Source organism: Sphingobacterium sp. G1-14, from assembly GCF_002196555.1.
In the GTDB taxonomy this organism is placed as follows: Bacteria; Bacteroidota; Bacteroidia; order Sphingobacteriales; family Sphingobacteriaceae; genus Sphingobacterium; species Sphingobacterium siyangense.
This window is the reverse complement of the sequence record NZ_CP021381.1, coordinates 2293649-2316279: the sequence shown is the minus strand read 5'-3', so window position 1 is coordinate 2316279 and position 22631 is coordinate 2293649. Positions and strand designations below refer to the sequence as shown.

Below are 22631 nucleotides of genomic sequence, written 5' to 3'. Positions count from 1 at the left end.
TAAAAACACAACATACGTGAGTCTTGCCCTTTTTCTGATGACTGTATTCATCTGGAAAAACGATCAACTGTATTCTCCTTTGATTATTGTGCTGATTATGTATGTTGGAATAGTTTCCTGGGGAGCATTTGATCTCCGTCTAAATTTCTTTATGCAATCGACAACAAGCGTAAGAAAAAATGTGCGGCAAGTTGCGATCACTTTTGATGACGGCCCTACACCTTTTACCTTGGAAATACTAGACTTACTGGATCAATATCAAGCAAAAGCTAGTTTTTTTTGTATTGGCACACAGGTCGTCAAGTATCCCATGATAGCGAAGCAAATTATTGAAAGGGGCCATGTAATTGCCAATCATAGCATGAATCATCCCAATAAGATGGGGTTTCTGCCAAGCAGACAAGTTGTTGAAGAGATAAATGAAGCTAATCATGCCATTGAAACGGCAACAGGAAAAAAAGTATTGCTTTACAGGCCTCCATTTGGTGTCAGCAATCCACATATTGCAAAAGCATTGCACGATTGCAAGTTGAAATCCATTGGTTGGAACATCCGCTCCTTGGATACTTTAAATCTAACTGAAGATCAGATTTTTGCACGCATTGCAAAAAAACTAAGTCCCGGCAGTATCATTCTTTTACATGATACATCCGAGAAAACAGTACATATCGTTAAAAGTTTATTAATGGCATTAAAGGTTAACAAATTAGAAGCCGTAAATTTGGAAGATTTCTTAAATCAAAAAGTATATGAAAACTAAGCTCATTCTACTCCTTGTTTCTGTATTTCACATTGCGCTGACCAAAGCACAAGAAACAGCTATGTCAAGCGCTGAAATAACTAGTTTTAAACAAACCGTCGTAGCGGAAGCACAAAAAATAAAAACCTTAAAAACAGATTTTGTCCAATATAAGCACTTGGATTTTCTTTCTAAAGAGATTACGTCCAGTGGATCCATGTTATTGAAAAACCCAAACAAGCTGCTTTGGAAATACAATACACCGATCCAATATGGTATTCTTTTTAAAGACAATAAAGTATTGGTAAATGATCAAGGTAAAAAAAATAAGGTCGACCTTGGCAACAATAAAAAGTTCGAGAAAATCAATAAAATGATTATTGGCAGCATCAGTGGAGATCTCTTTGCTGCCGATGACTTTACGATCACCTTTCACAAAAATCGAAATCAACGCATAGCGAAGCTTTCACCTAAAACAAAAGAGCTATCGGCTTATATTCAAACGATCGTATTGTATTTTAATGATCAACAATCTACAGTTTCGGAAGTCCAGTTGATAGAACCGTCTAAAGATTATACAAAAATAGTTTTCAAAAACAAGCAGATCAACCAACCAATCGGCGATGCGTTATTCAGTTTTTAGTCTGTTACTTTTAGTTCTTCTGACAGGATGTAAGGTTTACTACCCAAATGGTAAACAAAACTATGGTGCAATCGACACTCTCGTTCAAAACCCCTATTTTGCCAGGTTAAATGAAGAGCGCTTATATCGGGCCACAATTCGCTTTTATGGAAAAGAGATGACAGGAATGTTTGTCGCCAAAAGAATCAGTCAGGACGATCATCGGATTGTACTTACCTCTGATCTGGGGAATACCTTATTTGATATAACGATTTCCAAAGACCAACATCTGGTCAATTATGTCATGCAAGATCTCGACAGAAAGATAATCCTCCACACCTTAGTGAGGGATTTCAGAGCTTTAACACAAACAACTTATAGAGCTGACTATCAAAATTTAATAGCCAATCAATTTTTAAGTATCTATAACGGCAAACGATATTTTCTTAAGATAGATGACCAAGGAACCTTAACCAAAATCGAAATGGCATCCAAGTACAAAAGATCTTTTGAAATTCAATTCAAACCAGATTCTTTGGGGAAACTTGACAGCTTTATTATAAAACATCGTGGTATCAAGCTAAAAATGGATTTTGTAAATATTCCATTTTAAGCGACATGATACATAAGGCTAGATATAAAAAATAAACAAAGCCGTATTTCCGCTATAGTAAGTTCTTCAATTACTTTTATTATGCTCCGCTATTATATTGCATATAAAAGGTAATTTATCTAAGTTTGAAACATGGTTTTAGCAGACTTTTATACGATACACAATAGTCAGGTGCGTGAAGATGGAAAATATTTGATGGAGATAGGTATTCATCCCGATCATCCGATTTTTAACGGGCATTTTCCAGGGCGACCAGTAACACCAGGTGTATGTATGTTACAGATCATAAAAAATATAACCGAAGATTTACTGCAGACAAAACTCCATATGCGGTCTGCCAAAAACATTCGTTTTTATGCCATTATAGATCCTTCCGTTCATTCCATGCTGACATTGGAATTGGCGGTTCAAGAGACCGAAACCATACAGATCAAGGCCAATTGTTCTTTCGATGATACCCTTGCACTTAAAATGGAACTCAATTTTTGCCGCACTTATCCTGTTGTATAGCCATGATCAATTCGCCAAGCTTCAGCCAATCTATTATTCCTACAGCTGTATGTGTACTCATACCTACCTACAACAATGCTAAAACGCTAAAAAGAGTTTTAGATGGGGTTTTGGCCTATACCACACAGGTTATTGTAGTCAATGATGGTTCGACGGATGCAACAGCAGAGATTTTAGCAAATTACCCTTCCATTACAGTGCTGCACCTGGAAAAGAATTCAGGTAAGGGCAAAGCTTTACGAATAGGGTTTGATACGGCAAGAAAACAGGGATTTCAGTATGCAATCACCATCGATTCGGATGGGCAACATTTTCCCGATGACATTCCAACTTTTATAGACGCACTCAACCAAAGTGACGGAAATATTTTATTGATTGGTGAGCGCCAAATGGGCCAAGCCGGCATACCCAAAAAGAGCAGTTTCGGTAATAAGTTTTCCAATTTTTGGTTTTGGTTTGAAACAGGGATAAAACTTGCTGACACGCAATCAGGATACAGACTCTACCCTCTTGATCGCATACCTAAAAAACTATATACCAACAAATTCGAACTAGAAATTGAAGTAATTGTACGCTCAGCATGGAAAGACATTGTCGTGAAGAATGTACCGATTAAGATACTTTACGATCCGACAGAGCGAGTTTCGCATTTTAGACCATTTAAGGACTTCACACGAATTAGCATCCTTAACACCTTCTTAGTTTTGATTAGTCTACTCTACATATTTCCAAGAAACGCTTTTCGAAGTTTCAAAAAAAAAAGCTTTAAGGATTTTCTAAAAGAAGATATTCTGGGAACGCACGATTCGAATTTTATTAAATCCATTTCGATTGCATTGGGTGTGTTTATTGGGATTGCCCCTTTATGGGGATTTCAGTCTTTTTTATCAATTTTTCTCGCCTCTGTCTTTAGGCTTAATAAAGGTCTTTGTTTTGCCTTTTCAAATGTCAGTATCCCCCCTATGATCCCATTGATTATTTGGGGATCGATACAAACAGGAAAGTTATTTATATCCAGTGCCAAACCTTTGTTGGATTATAGCCAAATAGATTTTCAAGCTATATCCGAACATTTTTTACAATATGTACTGGGTAGTCTCGCTTTGGCTTTAGTGACCGCAGTCCTATTTGGACTTTCCTCCTTTACGCTATTGCGGTTTAATCAACGACGTTAATATGCAGCATTATTTTTATCAGCTTTATCTATTTTTCAAGAAGAAACCTTATATCGCCTGGTTAGTTGCCCTGCTCTTTTTGGTCGCAACGGGATATTTCGCACTAAAACTAAAATTTGAAGAAGATATTACGCGGATCATACCTCAAAATGAACGGACAAATGAGGTTGCCAAAATATTGACCCAACTTAAGTTTTCGGATAAAATAAGCGTCATTATTGAACGGGAAAAAGATGCTTCAATTGACGATATGGTTGAAATGGCTAATTCCTTTTCCGATAGCATCGTATCGCTTGCTCCCTACTATCATAGTATACAAGGGCAAATTAGCGACGCGGAAATGGAAAGTACCATGCAGTTTGTATACCAGCATTTGCCGACATTATTGGACGAGAACGATTACAAAACCATAGCAAGCCACCTGCCAAGTGATAGCATAGCGCAGGTAGTGGAAGCCAATTATGCTGCATTAATTTCGCCTACGAGTATCGTTGCAAAATCTTTTATACAACGAGATCCCCTAGGGATTGGCTTTATGGCGCTTAAAAAATTCCAAAAGCTCAGTATTGCCGGCGATTTTCAACTTTACAATGGCTATATTATTACAAAAGATTCAAGCAAGCTGTTATTGTTTATTAATCCCAAATATTCAGGCTCGGAAACAGAACATAATGCGATTTTTGTCGACAGGCTTGACAACATGAAAAGTGCGTTAAACAAGGTCTACCTAAAAAAAACCAAACTAAGCTACTTCGGATCATCTTTGGTTGCTGTCGCCAATGCAAAGCAAATCAAAACAGATATCCAAACGACCATCCTTATTTCGATGAGTTTATTGATGCTTATTTTGATTCTCTTTTACAAGAAAGTGCAAATTCCGGTCATCATCTTTATTCCCTCGCTTTTTGGGGCTTTACTAGCACTCGCATTTCTTTACTTTCTGCGGGGTACAATATCTGCTATTTCAATCTCCATTGCTGCAGTATTAATTGGCATTACCATAGACTATGCGCTGCATATCATGACGCATTTCAAGCAAACTCAGGATATCAAACACCTCTATAAAGAAATCACTAAGCCAATCTTGATGAGTGCGGGCACTACAGCCGTTTCTTTTCTTTGCCTGCTCTTCGTCAATTCGGAGGCCTTAAAAGATTTGGGAATATTTGCGTTCATTGCCATCCTGTTCTCGGGAATATTCTCTTTGATTCTTATCCCGCATATCTATAAACCGAATATAAAAACCTCGGATGATAAAAACCATCTCATCGATCGGATTTCCGCATTCAGTTTTGAACGGAATAAACCCTTACAAATATTTAGCTACCTATTGTTAGTAGTGAGCTTGTTTACTTTTTGGAAAGTCGGGTTCAATAAAGATTTATCTGCACTAAATTTCTTCCCAAAAGAACTGCAAGAAGCCGAATACAAACTTGAAAATTCAGCACAACAACAAAATAAGTCGCTATTTCTGATAAACTATGGTAACAATATCGACCAGGTTCTTTCGGCTAATTCTTTATTGTATAGTAGATTACAACAAGATACAGGTATGATCGCTATCAATTCCATTGGTGAAATTGTTCTATCGAAAAAGGATCAGGAGGCGAAAATTGCCCAGTGGAATTCCTTTTGGACAGATGTCCGTAAAACGGAAATCCGCGAGAATCTTATCCGTTCTAGCGCTGCTTTTGGTTTCAAACCAACTGCTTATCAAGCTTTCTTCTCCCTTTTGGATCAAAAATTTTCGACCGTCACATGGGATGATTATCAGAAACTCAACAATGGAATATTGAGCGAGTATATCAGTTCCAAAGATGGCTTTTTCACCGCAAATACCATTGTAAAAACGGCAGAAGGAAACCGGGAAAAATTGATAAAGCAGTTCAATAATGGCAGTACCGTTGTCATTGATCGCAAAGAAATGAATGAAACCTTTTTGGGACAGCTGGTCAATGACTTCAACACCTTGGTCAATTATAGCTTTGTAGCCATATTTGTTATTCTTTGGTTGTCATTTCGCCGCATCGAGCTGACATTGATCAGCATGGTACCTATTGTGTTAACAGGCTTGGTTACAGGGGGCCTCATGGGCCTGTTTCACCTCGAATTTAATATTTTCAGTACCATTGTCTGTACACTTGTATTCAGTCACGGTGTAGACTTTGCCATATTTATGACCGCAGCCCTGCAAAAAGAATACAGTACCGGCAAAGATGAAATGCCTATGTACCGTACGTCTATTCTACTTGCCGTATTAACGACAATTTTAGCCATCGGTGCTTTAATTTTCGCTAAACACCCGGCATTAAAATCCATTTCAGCAGTTTCCCTACTCGGTGTTACAGCAGCGGTTTTAAACACTTTTGTTCTTTATCCGCTCGTTTTTAGGTTTGTATTTCGCCGCAGGCCTTCCCAAGGCTTATCTCCGCTTAGTTTGCGTCTGCGCTTGATTTCAGCGTTTTCGTTCAGCTACTATATCATCGGAAGTATGCTTTCAGGCCTTCTCTTTAGTTTGATCTCTAATAGAGCTTGGATGACACGCGTAATGTCTCGTTTTGGAGACTCTGTATTGAAGTCCAACCCTTTTGTCAAGAAACAGCAATTCAACGCGCATGACGAAGACTTCAAAAAACCCGCGATTATTATAGCCAATCACAATTCGCTATTAGATACACTTCTTATTGGGCGTTTATTGCCAAAGTGCGTATTTGTTACGAACGAATGGGTCTACAAATCACCAGTCTTTGGCCGTGTGGTTAGGCGTGCAGGTTTTTTAATGCTCGACGACGATTTAGAAAAATCGAAAAACATCTTAAAGCAACGTATCGATGCAGGGTATTCGATTGCGATTTTTCCAGAAGGAACGCGATCGGCAACAAATGATGTACAACGGTTCCACAAAGGCGCATTCTATATTGCCGAACAGCTGCAGCTGGATATACTCCCTATTTATATACACGGTGCTGCCGACGTTTGTCCAAAAGGAGATTTTGTCATTTATGATGGAACACTCAGTACAGTCATAGGCGAAAGAATTCGACCTACCGACCAACAGTTTGGGGATAATTATTCTGCACGCTGTAAAACGATCAGTCGCTTATTCAAACAACAGTTCGCTGAAATCAGAAAGCAATTTGAGGGTCCGACTTACTTTAGAGAAAAAATAAGCTTAAACTATCGGTATAAAGAAACGGAAATCGAAAAATTAAGCCTAAATGATTTTGACCTTCATCAGGAGTCTTATGCAACCTGGAATAATTTCATTGCAGCAAATGCAAAAATTTTGCATATTGGAAACGATTTTGGTCATATTGATTTTTTGTTGACCATGCAACAGGCACAGCGACATATAGAAAGCTATATCCGTGATCCTGAAAAACGTGCTATTGCGGGCAATACGTATCTAAAGCATAAACGTAAATTGACTTATCTAAATCAGCCGACCGAAACCACATTACGTTTCGATGTACTGATCTGGGGCAGCAACGATGAAAAGGTTGAAATCAGCGATTCGACACATACTATTGTATGTTATGATTTCCTAGAAAAGCCACATTACATTGGTTTTGAAGAAGTATTTAAAGATCAATACAGTTGCGTATTAAAAAGAAGAACAAATGGATAAAGTCTACGATAGCGTCATCATTGGTTCAGGGCTAGGAGGCCTTGTTACCGCAGTTCTCCTTGCTAAATTTGGACGCGAAGTATGTGTCATTGAAAAAAACAATCAATATGGTGGCAATCTGCAGACTTTTGTGCGAGACAAAGAAATCTTAGACACAGGGGTACATTACATTGGCGGTTTGGGTGAAGGTGAAAACCTGTATAAATATTTTGAGTATCTGGGGATTATGAAGGATCTATCGATCCAACGCATGGGAATCGATGAATATGATCGAATTTCATTTGATGGAAATCCGATCAATTATCCACATGCACAAGGATATGAAAATTTTGTACAACAATTGCTTCATTACTTTCCTGAAGAAAAGCAGGCCTTAACCGTATATTGTGAGAAGATACAGGACATCTGTAATTCATTTCCTATGTATAATCTCCGCAAAAGTTTTGGGTTCAATGAGGCTGTACTCGGTATTTCATTGAAGTCTTTTTTAGACGATTTGACCGATAACGAACTCCTTAAGGCTGTACTCGTCGGTTCGAACTTCCTTTATGTTGCAAAAGCAGAAAGTACCCCACTCTATGTACATGCGCTTACCATAAACTCCTATATTCAGTCCGCTTGGCGTTGTGTAAACGGCGGTAGCCAAATTGCCAAGTTATTGATCCGCCAATTGCGTAAATATGGTGGTGACATCATCAAAAATAAAGAAGTCATTGCTGTAGAAATGGACGATCAGCTGATCAAAGCAGTACGCACCGATGACCAGCAGCTGATTTATGCAAAGGAGTTTGTTTCGAATATCAATCTCCGGCATACCTTTGCCATGCTGCCTGAAAGATTTCAAAAGCAAGCTTATGTCAAGCGTATACAAGGCTTACCGTTGAGCCCTTCGGTTTTTTCCGTTTACATCGTTTGTAAAGAAGGTTATATCCCCTATCAAAATTATAATATTTACCATTATAAAAACATCGCTTCCGTTTGGTATAATCAGGAGCAATCTCCCTTAGTCGTTTCCATGAGCTGTAACAGCGAAAATCAACGCTATTGTAGCACCATGACCGTGATGTGTTATATGACTGCGGACGAAGTGCAACAGTGGAATGAGACTTTCAATCGGTCCATTATCCAGCAGTTAAGTAGCCGTGGTGAAGAGTATGAAGCCTTTAAAGCTGCCAAGGCTGCAGAAATTATCGAAGAACTCCAACACTTGTTTCCGAATATTAAAGCTGCCGCTCAATCTGTTCACACGTCCAGTCCATTAAGCTACCGTGATTTTATCGGGGCCGAGGAAGGTAATATGTATGGCTATTTAAAAGAATACAAGCATCCGTTGAATAGCTTAATTTCCACGAAGACGAAAGTCAAGAACTTGTTTCTGACAGGCCAAAATGTCAAGATGCACGGTGTGTTGGGGGTTACAATTACAGCCTTCTCCTGTTGCTTAATGATGCTTGGAAAAGAATTTGAAGATGATCTATTTAAAGAGAATGATGAAAAAGTATTGGTTGGCGATTTGGATAGCATCACTATTTAGCTCTTGTGCGCTAAATGGTGCCCTGAAAGAAAAAGCTAAATTCGAACAGCAGGCGATTCCGACATTAAGGTTGGCCGACTCTACGGACAATTATCTCAGCATAGACAGTAACTTCCTATTTCATAACGCACAAGGTTTATGGGAACTCTACGTCAGCGGTAACCCGATGGAACTTGGATTAAAAACGGGTATACTGACACAATCGCTTTATGCCTACCAAGAAAAGGCTTTCTTTTCTAAAATTCAAGAGTTTATCCCTTCTCAGCGCAAGCAGAAATGGATGATGAAATTGACTAAAGTCTATAATCGAAACATCCATAAATATATCCCGATAGCGTATAGAAAAGAGATTTTTGGATTGTCACGGTATGCTTCTCCTCGCTACGACTCCCTTATGGATCCCTATCAGCGGAATCTTTTTCTTCATGGGGCCCATGACTTGGGTCATGCTTTTCAGGACCTCGCTTTGGTTGGCTGTTCTTCCTTAGCGGCATGGGGACCAAAGTCTGCAGATGGCGAGCTCATTATCGGGCGAAATTTTGACTTTTATGCGGGCGACGATTTTAGTCACAACAAATTAATCACTATTGTGAAACCCGATTCTGGTTATTCATTTCTCTCCGTGGGCTGGGCAGGCATGATTGGTGTCGTCTCCGGCATGAACAGTGCTGGCCTGACAGTTACACTCAATGCAGGAAAATCGTCTATTCCTTGGGCTGCAAAAACGCCTATATCTATTGTTGCCCGAGAAATACTCCAATATGCTCGAAATTTTAAGGAAGCCATCGCCATTGCAAAAAAACATCCTATTTTTATTTCAGAATCACTTATGATCGGGTCTGCAGATGAAGGCCGTGCCATCTTAATTGAGATGTCGCCACATAAATTTGCTGTTTTTGAATCAGACAATGCAAATTACCTGCTATGCACAAATCATTTTCAGAGCAGTACCTATCAATCCGATAAGCGCAATCAAAAACAGATTGAAGAAAGCCACAGTGTTTATCGACACCAACTGCTGACAGAGCAGTTGCAACAGCAGGATAAGCTTACAGCCCCTAAAGTTGCGGCTATACTAAGAGATCGCAATGGATTAAAAAATAAAGAAATAGGCTATGGCAATGAAAAGGCCTTAAATCAGCTCTTGGCTCATCATGGCGTCATTTTCCAACCAAAAAAACGCCTTGTATGGATCTCAGCCAACCCCTATCAGCTTGGGGAATTTGTCTGTTATGACTTAAATAAAATCTTCGACAACAAGGCACATCAGCCAGCGTCTACATTGGCCAATACAGCATTGAATATTCCCCAAGATACATTTTTGAATAGTAAAGCCTACCGCGATTATGAGGATTACCGTAAACGAGATCGAATAATAGACCACAAACTGAAGTCTGACCAAGAAATTACTGAATCGGAATGGCAGGAATATCAAAAGCTCAATCCCCTGTTTTGGGCAGTCTATTACAAGAGAGGAACGTATTATTTTGAGCAAAAGCGCTATGAAGAAGCACTAAAGCAATTGCAACAGGCCGACTCCTGCGAAGTGACCACTTTGGTTGACCGCAAAAACATTGCTTCATATATTCATAAAATTGAGAAGAAAGGAGATAATCGATGATCCCAACGATAGAACAAGCCAGTCTTGAAGAAATAACCCATTATCAAGATGAAAAGCTAAGATATGTTTTAAACTATTTGAATACACATTCAACTTACTACAAACGTCTTTTTCAACGTGAAGGAGTTGACTTACAACGCATCCGCGGTGTTCAGGATCTCCCCCTTTTGCCGACGACTTCCAAAGAACAGCTGCAGCAGTTTAACTGGGATTTTCTGTGCGTCCCCGAAGAGGAGATTGTCGACTTCTCCACAACTTCCGGTACACTGGGGACACCTGTTGTATTTGGATTAACAGACGCGGACCTAGAGCGTCTCGCTTATAATGAGATGATTTCCTTCCAACGGGTAGGTATTAAAAAAGGCGACCGGGTACAAATTATGACGACCCTAGATCGTCGTTTTATGGCGGGATTAGCTTACTTTCTTGGACTCCGTAAAATTGGAGCCGGAATACTTCGTATTGGGGCTGGCATACCTCAAATGCAATGGGATTCAATCCAGCAGTTTAAACCCAAATTTCTTGTTGTCGTCCCCTCCTTCCTACTCAAAATGATTGCTTATGCCGAAGAACATAACATCGACTACAACAGCAGCTCTGTAAAGGTCGCCATTTGTATCGGTGAAAATCTTAGAACTGCGGACCTGCAGGACAACCAACTGGCAAAACGAATTCAGGAAAAATGGAATATTGCCCTCTACTCCACTTATGCTTCCACCGAAATGAGCTCAGCATTCACAGAATGTGAAGCTTTTGCCGGTGGTCACCAACATCCAGCATTAATCATTACCGAAATATTGGACGATAATGACCATCCTGTATCCGATGGTCAACTGGGAGAATTAGTTGTCACCACCTTAGGAATAGAGGCTATGCCCGTTTTGCGCTATAAAACTGGCGATATGGTCAGACGACATGCTGGCCCTTGCACATGTGGTCGGAACTCCTATAGAATAGGCCCTGTTGAAGGCCGAAAACAGCAGATGATTAAGTATAAGGGTACGACGCTGTTTCCCCCGGCTATGTTTGATGTATTGGCCAGCTACACCGCAATTGAACATTATCAGATCGAGATCTCCAGCACTGCAGTCGGTACAGACGACATTCGGATTTTAATATCCTCCAAACAACAAAACAGCGCATTATTAAAAGAAATCAAAGATAGTTTTCAGGCGAAACTGCGCGTAATTCCCAATGTGGAGTTCGAACGCGAAGAAATTTTGATCAGCCGGATTTATAATCCGCTCAGCAGAAAACCCATTTATCTGGTGGATGAAAGGAAATTGTAAGTAGCCCACAGTACTATCACCCAGATGCTAAGCATTCATATACAAATCATTAGCCCACGTATAAAAAAATAGGGAATTAGCGAATGTTAAACATAAAAATGCTGTCGACAAAAGGCATTAAAAATAGTCTGCTAAAAGATTGAATTTTATCGCAAAGATTATTTGTAAGATCTAGAAAATAGTATATCTTTGCGACAGGTCCCCGTAGTTCAATGGATAGAATTTCAGATTCCGGTTCTGACGATATGAGTTCGAATCTCGTCGGGGACACATTTAAAAATAAACCCCACTTTAAATTAATTTAAAGTGGGGTTTATTTTTAAATTTCACTTCACAACGCCTAAAATGCCAACTAACCTATATAGCTTGCCCAGAAAAATTACAATATGAGCAGACTCAATTCTTTGATCAAAAACTTTCAAACTAAAAGCGCTCTGGATTTATTAAATTATTCTTTAAAAATTCGTCAATAACATCGACGCACTTATTCACCCAAGGATGGAAAAGCCAGAAAGGGTGAACCTGTACATCAAATGTATACACTTGATGTGCCGTCCCCCAACGCTTTAGCATACCGACCAATTCATCTTGTCCGGCATGGAATCTAGGAAGACCGCTATTTATGAATAACATCGGAATTTTCTGTTCCTCTCTGGCCCAAAATATAGGCGAAGCCTCCTTCCATATTAACGGTTTTTCGGCAAAGGTTCCTCCAAGCCAGAAGGCATCAGGAGAATCGGGCTTTCGTTCTAAATTGAGTGAAAGCGGAGCCATGAAATCCACCACTCCATCCAAATTAATAATAGCCTGAATCTGCGTACTGTGTTTAGACTCAAGAAATGATTCAAATTCGGGCACATTACCTGTCAATCCAACCAGACTCGCTAGGTGACCTCCTGCGGAACTTCCCGCCACCACGATACGGCTACTGTCGATATCGTACTGATCGGCATGATTTTTAAGCCACAAAATTGCCGATTTGATATTGAGTAAGGCATTGGGATATTTTGCCTCCAAAGATAATTGATACTCCACTGGAATGCAGACATACCCTTTTCTCGCCAGCAACTGTGCCATGGGTACATCCATTTCCTTCTGCCCAGAACGCCATCCACCACCATGGATCCATATCACTGCCGCATGCTTTCGCTGGTCATTTGGCCGGATAACATCGAGATGTAGATCCCGAGGGCCAAAATCGGTTCGAGCTAGATGTGCATATACCAGATTACGTACGACCTTTAGATCTCCTCCTAGGCTGTCCATAGCCGGTCGTGCATGGGGATAGCTTTTCTTGATCTGCCGCCATACACGCATCGTATTATAAGTCGTATCTTTCGGAATGTCTCGATTCTGGGCCCACACCGAATCGCAAAACATAAACAATAATAATGTACTCCAGAAAAGAGCCTGTGAGCGATATTTATTTTTCCATTTCATCGAGCATTTCTTTAACTTTCCAATCCTCCATTACTTTTTCGAGTTTATAAACATCCCGTTTATCTTCCGGTAACTGATGTGACCAAGTCACTCGCTTTGAGAGTTCCGATGCCCCTGCTCCCTTAGATCCCAACTCGGCGTAAAATACGGTCTTATCCTTATCTGGAAATAATACATCTCCCTTCCATTCATTCCAGCCTTCAGGAATAATATGAGCTCCTAGGTTACAATCTACCAGAACCGTATTTGCATAAGGACGCCATGGCCTGCCAAGAAATACTTTATCGACAGACTCATCTGCAGCTACAAAATCACATTGGTCGAAAACGTAACCATAAAATTGCCCCTGCGGCGTAGAAGCTGCTGTGACATACGAATTCCGCAAAGAAATCAGTCGGCAACTCTTAAAGAATGCAATGCCTGGCCCGAAGATAAAATCCGTCGTGCCGCTGATACTGCAATCAGAAAAATAGCTTCTTGCACCGCTTTTACCCAGATACAAGGTGTCCTGAAATCCCAAAAGACGGCAATTAACCAGTGCTATCTGATCCCCTTCTAGATGAAGTGCTACGGCCTGCCCTACTGGTCCGGCTGCATTTTCGATAGTTATATCCTTGATAAGCACCCTATTTGCACGTACCAATAGCGTATAACTACTAAAAGTCCCAAGCTTCGGCTGCCCTGTCTCATCCGGACAATCAACCAACTTACCTGCATAATCATCAAAAATAATCTTGGTATTGGCAGCATCCTCACCAACAAGCTGGACATTTTCGACATAAGTTGGGATAACTATTTTCTCGTGATAAATTCCCTTCCTGATCCAAATCCGAACCGCATGTTCTGCACGAAAAGCACGAACGGAATTCACCGCTGCCTGTATACTTGTGAAATCACCCTTTCCGTGTTGGTCTACAGTGATCACTTCAAGGCTGGCCGCCCGCAATCCCGATCCCAACAATGACAGGCTAACAACTAGATAAACTGCCACCAAGATCTTAATTAATTTTATCCGTCTCATAAATCAGAAAATAATTGCATTATCAAACTAATATATTTATATATAAACTTTATTCATAACTTTAAAATATTCCAATAATTTCATAGTTATTAAAGGGTCAAAACTATGTTATTGATCTATTCGAAACCAATCCACTTCTGCATAGCCACTATCATTGATATGCTTTTCGCGGCTGGCATAGAGTCCTAATGTGGCTCCTATCCATTTGCCAGGTTTCGCTTGGAAGCCATTTTCCACGACTGTATATTTTTTACCATCCAAGCTATACGTCCAGCTGCAGGTCTTTCCATTTTTAACTTGTACACGAAGGTAGACAAAGTCTTCTGGCAAAGTAGCGATGCGCCTGACCTGCTCTTCAGCTCCCGAATAGGCATTGACACAACTACCATAATAAAGTTGAAAGTGGCCCTTTTCCTTACGGATAAAAAACTGACTATAATCTTCGCCGACCACCACCAATCCTGCTTTTTCACCAAGTTCCTTCTCGCTAGGACGCAGTCGTATTTTTGCTGTCGCACTGAAATTTTCGGCAGGGAATTTTTGCGTCAGTATATTTGGCGCTGCCATCAGATTTTTACTTCCTTCAGGAAGCTGCTGGCTATAAAGCCGAAGTTTGCCTTCGTGTGATGGCATAAGCCAGTTTCCATCCGGATTTGCCTGCCATTGCCACTGCAGTCCTAAATGAGGAGAATCAAACTCATCCGATTCCTGAGGATTCATCAGAGCAATAACCTGGTTTCCTACATTAGGTTTTTTATAGCTCATCACGGGTGTCCCTACTCCATTTCCATCGATGTCCTCGCCTATAATGGGCCAATCGGCTTTCCAAACCATAGGCTGCAGATGGACCACACGCCCCATGGCTTCTTTATCCTGAAAGTGGAAGAACCAGTTTTCTCCTGAGGGTGTGTCTACCCATGCTCCCTGATGTGGACCATTAACTGTCGACTTGTTCTGGGCCATAGCCACCTTGCGTTCATAAGGTCCATAAATACTTTTCGAACGCAAAATCAATTGCCAGCCCGTTGATACGCCACCTGCTGGTGCAAACAAATAATAATATCCATTCCGCTTATATACTTTGGGGCCTTCAATTGTAGGATCCAATTCATGTCCATCATAAACGATCGTACCTCTGTCCAATACAGAAGTTCCATCGGTACTCATCTTGGCGATAGCGAGCACGCTTTTCAAGCCTGCTCTGCTCCCCGCATAGGCATAAGCTAAATAAGCCTGACCATCTTCATCCCAAAAAGGACAAGGATCGATCAATCCTTTCCCTTGGAAAACCAACGTAGGAGCAGACCATGGCCCCCGAATATTCTTGGTCTTTATCTGATAAATCCCAAAATCCGGATCGGGATAATAAATATAAAACTCTCCATCGTGATACCGTATGGAAGGCGCCCATACACCACCTCCGTGTTGCACTTTATTGAACACCTCTTCCGGTAACTGCCTTTGCAAAGCATGCCCTATAATCGTCCAGTTGATCATATCTTTAGAATGTAGAATGGGCAGACCTGGACTATGATTAAAGCTAGAGGCAATCATATAATAATCTTCACCTACACGGATCGCATCGGGATCGGAATAATCCGCATTGATGATAGGGTTTTTGAATTTTCCATTTCCAAGATCCGGGCTCCAGACCTTAGAATTATAATGTTGTCCGAATGTTAATGATGAACTACAGAAGCTCATAATAGTCATCAGGCAAACATATTTCCATTTTTTTTTATCGGTATTTAGCATAATTCGAATATTAAGTTTTATTTCACAACAAATTCATAAACTTTACCTTTCGTAGTCGAAAGATCATAAAGCGTTGTTTCAGGGGTTTCAAATAAACTATTTTGCATTTTTATCAATGGTTTTTTGATTTCATCTAGGTCAAAAAAGGAGTTCGTATTTTTTCCATTCGCTTTTTTCAACGGCTTCCCTTCTAAATAGAGTGTACTACCAGAGTTAATACGAATACGGCAATTGCCACCCAAGGTAGATCGGACTCTTAATCCCGTTAATTTTCGATGTTTCCAGCTCATATCTATAATAAATCCACCTCTAGTGACTAAGCCTTTCACTTCACCATTCGGTAACTCATCTGGCCAAGCAGGTAATAAAAATATGCTCCCATCATAGGATTGCACCAACATCTCAGCGATTCCAGATGTACAGCCAAAATTACCATCAATCTGAAAAGGTGGATGGGCGTCCAGTAAATTAGGATAGGTACCACCATGTTGTCCTTTCTGTTCCTCTGGGGCTGGGCTCAATTGATCTTTGATCAATTTATACGATTGATTACCGTCCAGCAAACGTGCCCACCAATTTACTTTCCAGCCCATAGACCAACCAGTCGACTTATCTCCGCGGTAGATCAATGAGTTTTTTGCTGCCTGAGCAAGTTCTGGGTTGCGAAAAGGTGAAATCTGACCGGATGGAAACAATCCGTATAGATGCGATATATGACGGTGACGATCATTTTTTCTATCCAAATCTTTAAGCCACTCCTGAAGCTGACCATGTTGACCAACTTGCATTGGTGGCAACTGTGCCAGACTTTGTTTGACAGAATCCCGCAATACGACATCAGCATCCACAATGTAGGATGCACGGATAAAATTATTAAAGACATCAAACACAAGTTGATTATCCATTGTCGTGCCTGCTGAAACCCCAACACTACCTGCTTCATAGCTATTTTCAGGACTGATGGAAGGACTTACGACCAGCCATTTCCCAGATGGATCCTTCGTCAAAACATCCAGGTAAAATAAAGCCGCTCCTTTCAATACATGATAATAATCCTTCAAAAATTGCATGTCTCCTTTATACAGATAATGTTGCCAAATGTATTGGCTCAACCAAGCTCCGCCCATTGGCCACATACCGTAAAAACCGCCATCTACAACCCCCGTAATGCGCCATAAATCAGTGTTATGATGAGCATTCCACCCTCTGGCATGGTACATTTTCTGTGCACTCTCTTGACCTGTAACAGCAAGATCATTTAACATACTAAACAATGGTTCGTGCATTTCACTTAAATTCCCTACCTCAGCCGGCCAATAGTTCATTTCAGTATTGATGTTTATCGTATACTTACTATCCCAAGGAGGAGAAAGTTTGGCATTCCAAATCCCCTGTAAATTGGCAGGCTGGCCTCCAGGTTGTGAAGAAGAAATCAACAAATAACGACCAAATTGAAAATAAAGAGCAACTAATTGTGGATCAAAATTTGTCGCAAATTCCCGAATCCGCACATCCGTTGTTTTTTTTGCCTGCGCATTGTTACCAAGGTCCAATTTCACCCGACTGAAGAACTGCTGGTATTTTCTCACATGCTGCTCCAATGCTTTCGCGTAAGAAATTCCTTTTGATTTTTCAAAAATTCGTATGGCCTTTCGTTCAGGATCGATGGAGAGATCCTTGTAATTTTTGAAGTTTGTTCCAATGGATACATAAAGAATTACTTCATCTGCATTTTTAATTGTAATCTGCTCACCATGATGATTAATTTGACCACCTTTAACCTGCGGATAAACAAATCCATAGAATGCCACCTGCCCTTCTTTAGAATCCACCGTACCTCCTTTTCCCCGCAGAAATAATGCTCCATTATTTATGCCTAGGCCAATATTTTGATGTGGACTTTTCCAGTTTAGATCCATTGAAATACTTTTCGCTTTATCAGCAGTGATGCGGATCAACAGCAAACTGTCGACCAGTGACGTAAACATTTCCCTTCGATAATGGACGCCATCGACTTGATAAGAAACAGTACTTATCGCTTTATTTAAATCCAACTCCCGTCGATATTGAACAGGGTGACGGTGAGTCGGAAATCCAAGCAATAGACTACCGAAAGTTTGGTAAGGCATGCCATAGTCCAATCCTGCTGGTGCAGCTCTTGGAAAAGCGAGATTCGACAGTTCCTGCGCTTCTTTATTCCTGCCCTCAACTAAAAACTGACGAATCTTTACAATATCCGTGTATTTGCCTTCAGGCACATTGTTTCCAGGGCGTCCGGCCCAGATCGTTTCTTCATTCAGTTGAATCTCTTCTTGGGAAACTCCACCGTATACCATGGCACCGATACGCCCATTCCCCAAAGGCAATGCTTCGTTCCAGTTACTAGCCGCTTTATCATAGTGTAACTTCAATTCTTGCGATGAACTAAACTTCCAAAACAGCAATAGAACACTAGAAAATATAAGATATTTGATATTCATATCAAGATATAGATTTATGGTTTAATCATTTTAATTTCATGAAGCCAAGCTGCCAATATGCTTGGCCAAGTTGCTGTCGACCCTGGATTGTTGACCAGTGCGATGGCATGTCCTCCCTGTGGAAAAATATGCAAAGAGGCTGTAATCTTATGTTCTAGTAAAGCTTGATAATATAAAAGGCTATTTTGTACAGAAACAGTCTTATCGTTTTGAGCATGCACCAAAAATGTGGGCGGCGTACGCTCTGTCACCTGAGCCTGCAAACTAAACAGCTCTTTTTGAGAATCATCAGCGACCTTACCCAATAGATTATCCACGCTTCCCTGATGGGCATGATCACCCTTCATTGTAATTACGGGTGACACCAAAACGCTGAAATTGGGTTTACTGCTTAATTGATCTATCGCATCACCCAGAACTTTGATCGGCCGTTCTATGCTCGATAAGGAAGCAGCAAGATGTCCTCCGGCCGAACAGCCCATCACACCAATACGACCGGGATCGATATGCCATTCAGCCGTCTTAGACCGAATAACACGGATTGCCCGCTGTGCATCCTGCAGGGGGGCCAGCGGTCGATCGATCACGTCAGGCGAGTTTGGCAAGCGATGAAGCAACACGAACGCATTGATACCAATTGTATTAAACCATTTGGCCAACTGTGTGCCACTACATAAGCCAAACGGGCGTAACCTCCTCCAGGAATAATCAATACTGCAGTTCCTGAATTTTCTTGTTTTGAAACAAAAAAAGGAATAATCCGAGGCTCAGCAACTTGATACACGCGTTCGTTAGCAATACTATCTAAAAGCTTCAACCCTTTACTATTTGGCATTGTTGTATCGTATAACAGAATTGATTCTTGACCCTGGGTCAGTAGATATGCAAAAGATAAGAGAATTGTCAATAACTTTTTCATTTACACGGAGATTTAAGTCAAAAAATTAATGTTAGGTCTGTACATCCAGTACTTCAAATCTCTACACAATCTCATAGACTAATTAATTTTGACAGCATTAGTTTTTGCGCCATGTTTAAAACTTAATTTCTTTTTATCTATGTTCGAATTATTAAATACAATATTCGTTGAGTTGAGTCCATTTACTTCTAATTCTGGAGAGATGTTCTTGTCAAATCTCAAACCTTCAAACCGTAAGTTAGAAGCATTTTCAATATAAATAGTTGGTATCTTAGCATCTTTCGAGTGCAAGAATGCATTTTTCACAACAATACCCATTGCATCTTTAAGCTCAATCACTTTGTTGGCAACAATGTTTAGATTGGTCATGCTAACCTGCTGCACGGGCATCTCTGGCAATCCCCGAACAAAGATGCCAACTTGAGCCCCCCTACATGTAATTGCATCGATTGATATATTACGGAATCGTGGGGTTTCAATACTTACAGGCGGGACCTCTTGAACTTCGTTGGCCTGTGGAGGCTTCGTCCAATAGTACATATCAAAATATATAGCCTCCTGCACAATATTATTCATATTGATATTGCGGATGTGGATATTTTCCACTATCCCGCCTCGACCACGTGTGGTCTTAAAACGCAAGCCTTTGTCAGTCCCCATAAAAGTGCAGTCTTCTACAAAAATATCTCGTGCGCCACCGGACATCTCACTACCCACCACAAAGCCACCGTGTCCTTTATAGACTTTATTATGGCGAATAATAACGCGTTCGGTCGCAATCCCACGTTTGCGTCCTTCTTCATCTTTACCTGATTTAATACAAATCGCATCGTCACCCACATCCAGGACGCAATGCTCTATTAGCACATTTGAACATGATTCGATGTCAATACCGTCTCCATTCTGGGCATAATCCGGGTTTGTGATTTTCACATCTCTTATGGTCAGATGCTGCGTCATAAGGGGATGTAAATTCCAGGCAGGTGAATTTTGGAAGGTCACACCTTCAAGTAATACGTTCTTACATTTGGTCAAAACTAACAAGTTAGGCCTTAAATAATCTTTGATATCCTCGAAGTCAGTCAATTTTTTGCCCTCAGCTAACAAGAAAGAACGTCTTTCTTCATGCGCAAGCTTCGATTTGACACTGGGGTACCATGTTTTGCCGTCTGCACTGATTAAACCACCGGACGCAACTTTAGTTTTCCATTCGCTTTCTGTCAATGCTCCTTTACCAACCATCCTCCAAGCATCTCCATTGCCATCGATAATACCTTTGCCTGTTATAGCAATATTCTCAAGTTCTGTACCGCTGATGGGTGATTCGTTTCGTGCCGAAACTTTTCCTTCATAATTTCCTGCTACAATTTTGTACTGGTTGAAGTCATCTGTAAACTGCAAAAAAGCGTTTTCTTCCAAATGAAGGTTCACATTGCTCTGTAATATTATTGGCCCTGAAAGCCAATAGCCGGCCGGCACCAAGACAACACCGCCACCGCTTTTGCTACTAGAACGAATAGCCTCATTTATACTACTTGTGTTTAAGGTATAGCCGTCTCCCTTCGCTCCAAACCTCTCGATACTAATCGTATCATTTCGAAATTGAGGTCGTTCCACCTCAGGAAGATTATTCCAATGATATGGACTATCTACCGACTGAGCGCTAATATGCTGGCATACTCCGATTGCTAAACAAAAGCACGCCATCTTTAGCCCTTTTTTCTTATTTTTTTTAAACATCTATTTTAGTTTTACTCATCTGTTATACAAAATCTATAAAATATCAGATCTGCCCCTCTGTTATGGAAGCTACCAATTTATTGAGATACACCTCTAGGTATGTATAGCCTGATTCGGTTAGATCGGTTGCTTGTTTTTCGGGGTAATTCTTTTTAAGCCAGCCATCTGGTATTCCATCCCGGTCACGATCTTGAATGGCTGTGCCAGCCTCCAACGATGGCCAGGCCCCATATCGATTACCCACAGGATCTGGATTAATATCCTGCTGTGAATCGATCAAACCTTTACGGGGATACTGTAGGCTTTTCCATTTTCCCCCTTCGCCATTGTGAGGGCTCTTTCCTTGAAAAGTAGCACTCCCACTACGTGTTTCGTTAATGATGCGCTGATCGACAGCATCACGTACATAGGAGTTACCTGCATATGTCAGTACTTTTTCGTAAGCTGTTTGTGCGTCGTGGGTATGGATCGTTCCTTGTAGAGGTATCTCCTTATCTAATCTGATTCCCGACTGAATCTGTTCGCCGACGATCCGCACACCCTGCCAATTATCTGCGGAAATGCTGGAATTGTGGGTCAGTAAATTACCGCTCACAAAATATTTACCCCATACATCTTTGATCTTTGGAAAAGGGTGCTCTTCTGTTTTGGCATTAATGGCTATAATTCTATCCTTAATGTTACTATTCGTAGCAGGCCCAGGTTTATACAAGTTATTAACGATGTTAACATACATGGCTTCACCGCCATATACTCCATTGCCATTCCAATTGTAAATTACATTATTACGAATATCTGTCGTATCGCTTCCTGCGTAAAGGGCTCCTGGGCCCAATCGAGGGCTTCTACTATCATGATGAGCAAGGAGGTTGTGGTGAAAGGTTGCATGAACTCCCCCCCAAATAGCACCATAACCATGTGGACCTTTGGAATGTCCAGAAAGACGCAGACTCTCAGAAATAATGCACCATTGCATCGTGAAATTTTTATTGTCATAGAATGAAGCACATTCATCCGTACTCCAGCTAATGGAGCAATGGTCGATGATGATATGCTGCCTTTGGCGTCCTCCAAGAGCATCCGCTCCGTCAGCATCGCGGCCAGCGAGCTGCAGATCCCCCATACGGAAACGCAGAAATCGGATAACTATATTATCCGCATCTACTGAAACAGGATTTCCCGCTAACGTAATTCCTTCACCGGGAGCAGATTGCCCAGCTATCGTCAAATCACCCTTGTTTATTGACAATCGTTGTTGGAGCCATATTGTCCCCCCTACTTTAAACAAAATTGTTTTTGCCCCATCTTGTCGTAGGCACCAGCGTAACGAGCCTTCTTTTAGTTGTGCATCACCCTGGTCGTCATCACGCAATGTATTCACATAATAGACTGTACCAGCCCGACCTCCTTTTGTAAACATTCCGCCGCCTTCAGCTCCCGGAAAAGCTGCAATATGCTGAGCAGAAACTCGTGTGTTATAAAATATCAAACACAACATTCCGCACCATATCAATTTGTTCATACTTACCTTTCCTGATTTAACAT

The 22631-nt window shown here is 40.8% G+C and carries 17 protein-coding genes and 1 tRNA gene; 10 read left to right on the top strand and 8 right to left on the bottom strand.

Annotated features, from left to right (window positions below):
* Positions 1-16: 16 nt before the first annotated feature.
* The 10 genes from CBM24_RS09550 (at position 17) to CBM24_RS09505 (ending at position 12001) form a co-directional block, all read left to right on the top strand.
* Entirely contained in the window at positions 17-760 is a 744-nt protein-coding gene (locus CBM24_RS09550; protein ID WP_157698414.1) for a polysaccharide deacetylase family protein, read from the top strand.
* A complete protein-coding gene (locus tag CBM24_RS09545) occupies positions 750-1382 on the top strand; it encodes a LolA family protein (RefSeq protein WP_088161029.1) in 633 nt (210 codons plus the stop codon). Before CBM24_RS09550 ends, CBM24_RS09545 begins: the two co-directional genes overlap by 11 nt.
* Positions 1363-1974 carry a hypothetical protein gene (locus CBM24_RS09540; RefSeq protein ID WP_088161028.1) on the top strand — a complete coding sequence of 204 codons (612 nt, stop codon included), beginning with the start codon at positions 1363-1365 and terminating at the stop codon, positions 1972-1974. The genes CBM24_RS09545 and CBM24_RS09540 overlap by 20 nt, the downstream gene beginning before the upstream one ends.
* A gap of 132 nt (positions 1975-2106) precedes the next feature.
* Positions 2107-2484: a 3-hydroxyacyl-ACP dehydratase gene (locus CBM24_RS09535; RefSeq protein ID WP_088161027.1), complete on the top strand. Its 378-nt coding sequence runs from the start codon at positions 2107-2109 to the stop codon at positions 2482-2484.
* A gap of 2 nt (positions 2485-2486) precedes the next feature.
* On the top strand, positions 2487-3659 hold the full coding sequence (locus CBM24_RS09530; RefSeq protein WP_088161026.1) for a DUF2062 domain-containing protein: 1173 nt from the start codon (positions 2487-2489) through the stop codon (positions 3657-3659).
* Between the two features lies 1 nt (position 3660).
* Positions 3661-7287, top strand: coding sequence for a 1-acyl-sn-glycerol-3-phosphate acyltransferase (locus tag CBM24_RS09525; protein ID WP_088161025.1), 3627 nt, complete (start codon positions 3661-3663; stop codon positions 7285-7287).
* A complete protein-coding gene (locus tag CBM24_RS09520) occupies positions 7280-8821 on the top strand; it encodes a phytoene desaturase family protein (RefSeq protein ID WP_088161024.1) in 1542 nt (513 codons plus the stop codon). Before CBM24_RS09525 ends, CBM24_RS09520 begins: the two co-directional genes overlap by 8 nt.
* Positions 8757-10442, top strand: a complete 1686-nt coding sequence (locus CBM24_RS09515) for a C45 family autoproteolytic acyltransferase/hydolase (RefSeq protein WP_088161023.1) — start codon at positions 8757-8759, stop codon at positions 10440-10442. Before CBM24_RS09520 ends, CBM24_RS09515 begins: the two co-directional genes overlap by 65 nt.
* Complete coding sequence (locus CBM24_RS09510; protein WP_088161022.1) at positions 10439-11731, top strand: phenylacetate--CoA ligase family protein; 1293 nt, start codon at positions 10439-10441, stop codon at positions 11729-11731. The genes CBM24_RS09515 and CBM24_RS09510 overlap by 4 nt, the downstream gene beginning before the upstream one ends.
* A 198-nt stretch (positions 11732-11929) precedes the next feature.
* A tRNA-Arg gene (locus CBM24_RS09505) sits at positions 11930-12001 on the top strand.
* Between the two features lie 153 nt (positions 12002-12154).
* On the opposite strand, the gene CBM24_RS09500 is transcribed toward CBM24_RS09505, so the two are convergent.
* From CBM24_RS09500 to CBM24_RS09470, 8 genes are all read right to left on the bottom strand, one after another.
* Positions 12155-13171 carry an alpha/beta hydrolase gene (locus CBM24_RS09500; protein WP_088161021.1) on the bottom strand — a complete coding sequence of 339 codons (1017 nt, stop codon included), beginning with the start codon at positions 13169-13171 and terminating at the stop codon, positions 12155-12157.
* Positions 13155-14192: a pectinesterase family protein gene (locus CBM24_RS09495; protein ID WP_088161020.1), complete on the bottom strand. Its 1038-nt coding sequence runs from the start codon at positions 14190-14192 to the stop codon at positions 13155-13157. Before CBM24_RS09495 ends, CBM24_RS09500 begins: the two co-directional genes overlap by 17 nt.
* 108 nt (positions 14193-14300) lie before the next feature.
* Positions 14301-15947 (bottom strand): glycoside hydrolase 43 family protein, encoded by a 1647-nt coding sequence (locus CBM24_RS09490; RefSeq protein ID WP_232475746.1) that lies wholly within the window; start codon positions 15945-15947, stop codon positions 14301-14303.
* A 17-nt stretch (positions 15948-15964) separates the two neighbouring features.
* A complete protein-coding gene (locus CBM24_RS09485; protein ID WP_088161019.1) occupies positions 15965-18427 on the bottom strand; it encodes a glycosyl hydrolase family 95 catalytic domain-containing protein in 2463 nt (820 codons plus the stop codon).
* Positions 18428-18441: 14 nt separating this feature from the next.
* Positions 18442-19014, bottom strand: a complete 573-nt coding sequence (locus tag CBM24_RS27520; protein WP_198386078.1) for an alpha/beta hydrolase — start codon at positions 19012-19014, stop codon at positions 18442-18444.
* Positions 19011-19346 (bottom strand): hypothetical protein, encoded by a 336-nt coding sequence (locus tag CBM24_RS27515; protein ID WP_198386077.1) that lies wholly within the window; start codon positions 19344-19346, stop codon positions 19011-19013. Before CBM24_RS27515 ends, CBM24_RS27520 begins: the two co-directional genes overlap by 4 nt.
* 78 nt (positions 19347-19424) lie before the next feature.
* Positions 19425-21053, bottom strand: a complete 1629-nt coding sequence (locus CBM24_RS09475; RefSeq protein ID WP_088163509.1) for a glycoside hydrolase family 28 protein — start codon at positions 21051-21053, stop codon at positions 19425-19427.
* 76 nt (positions 21054-21129) lie between these two features.
* Positions 21130-22608, bottom strand: coding sequence for a polysaccharide lyase family 1 protein (locus CBM24_RS09470; protein WP_088163508.1), 1479 nt, complete (start codon positions 22606-22608; stop codon positions 21130-21132).
* Positions 22609-22631: the final 23 nt, after the last annotated feature.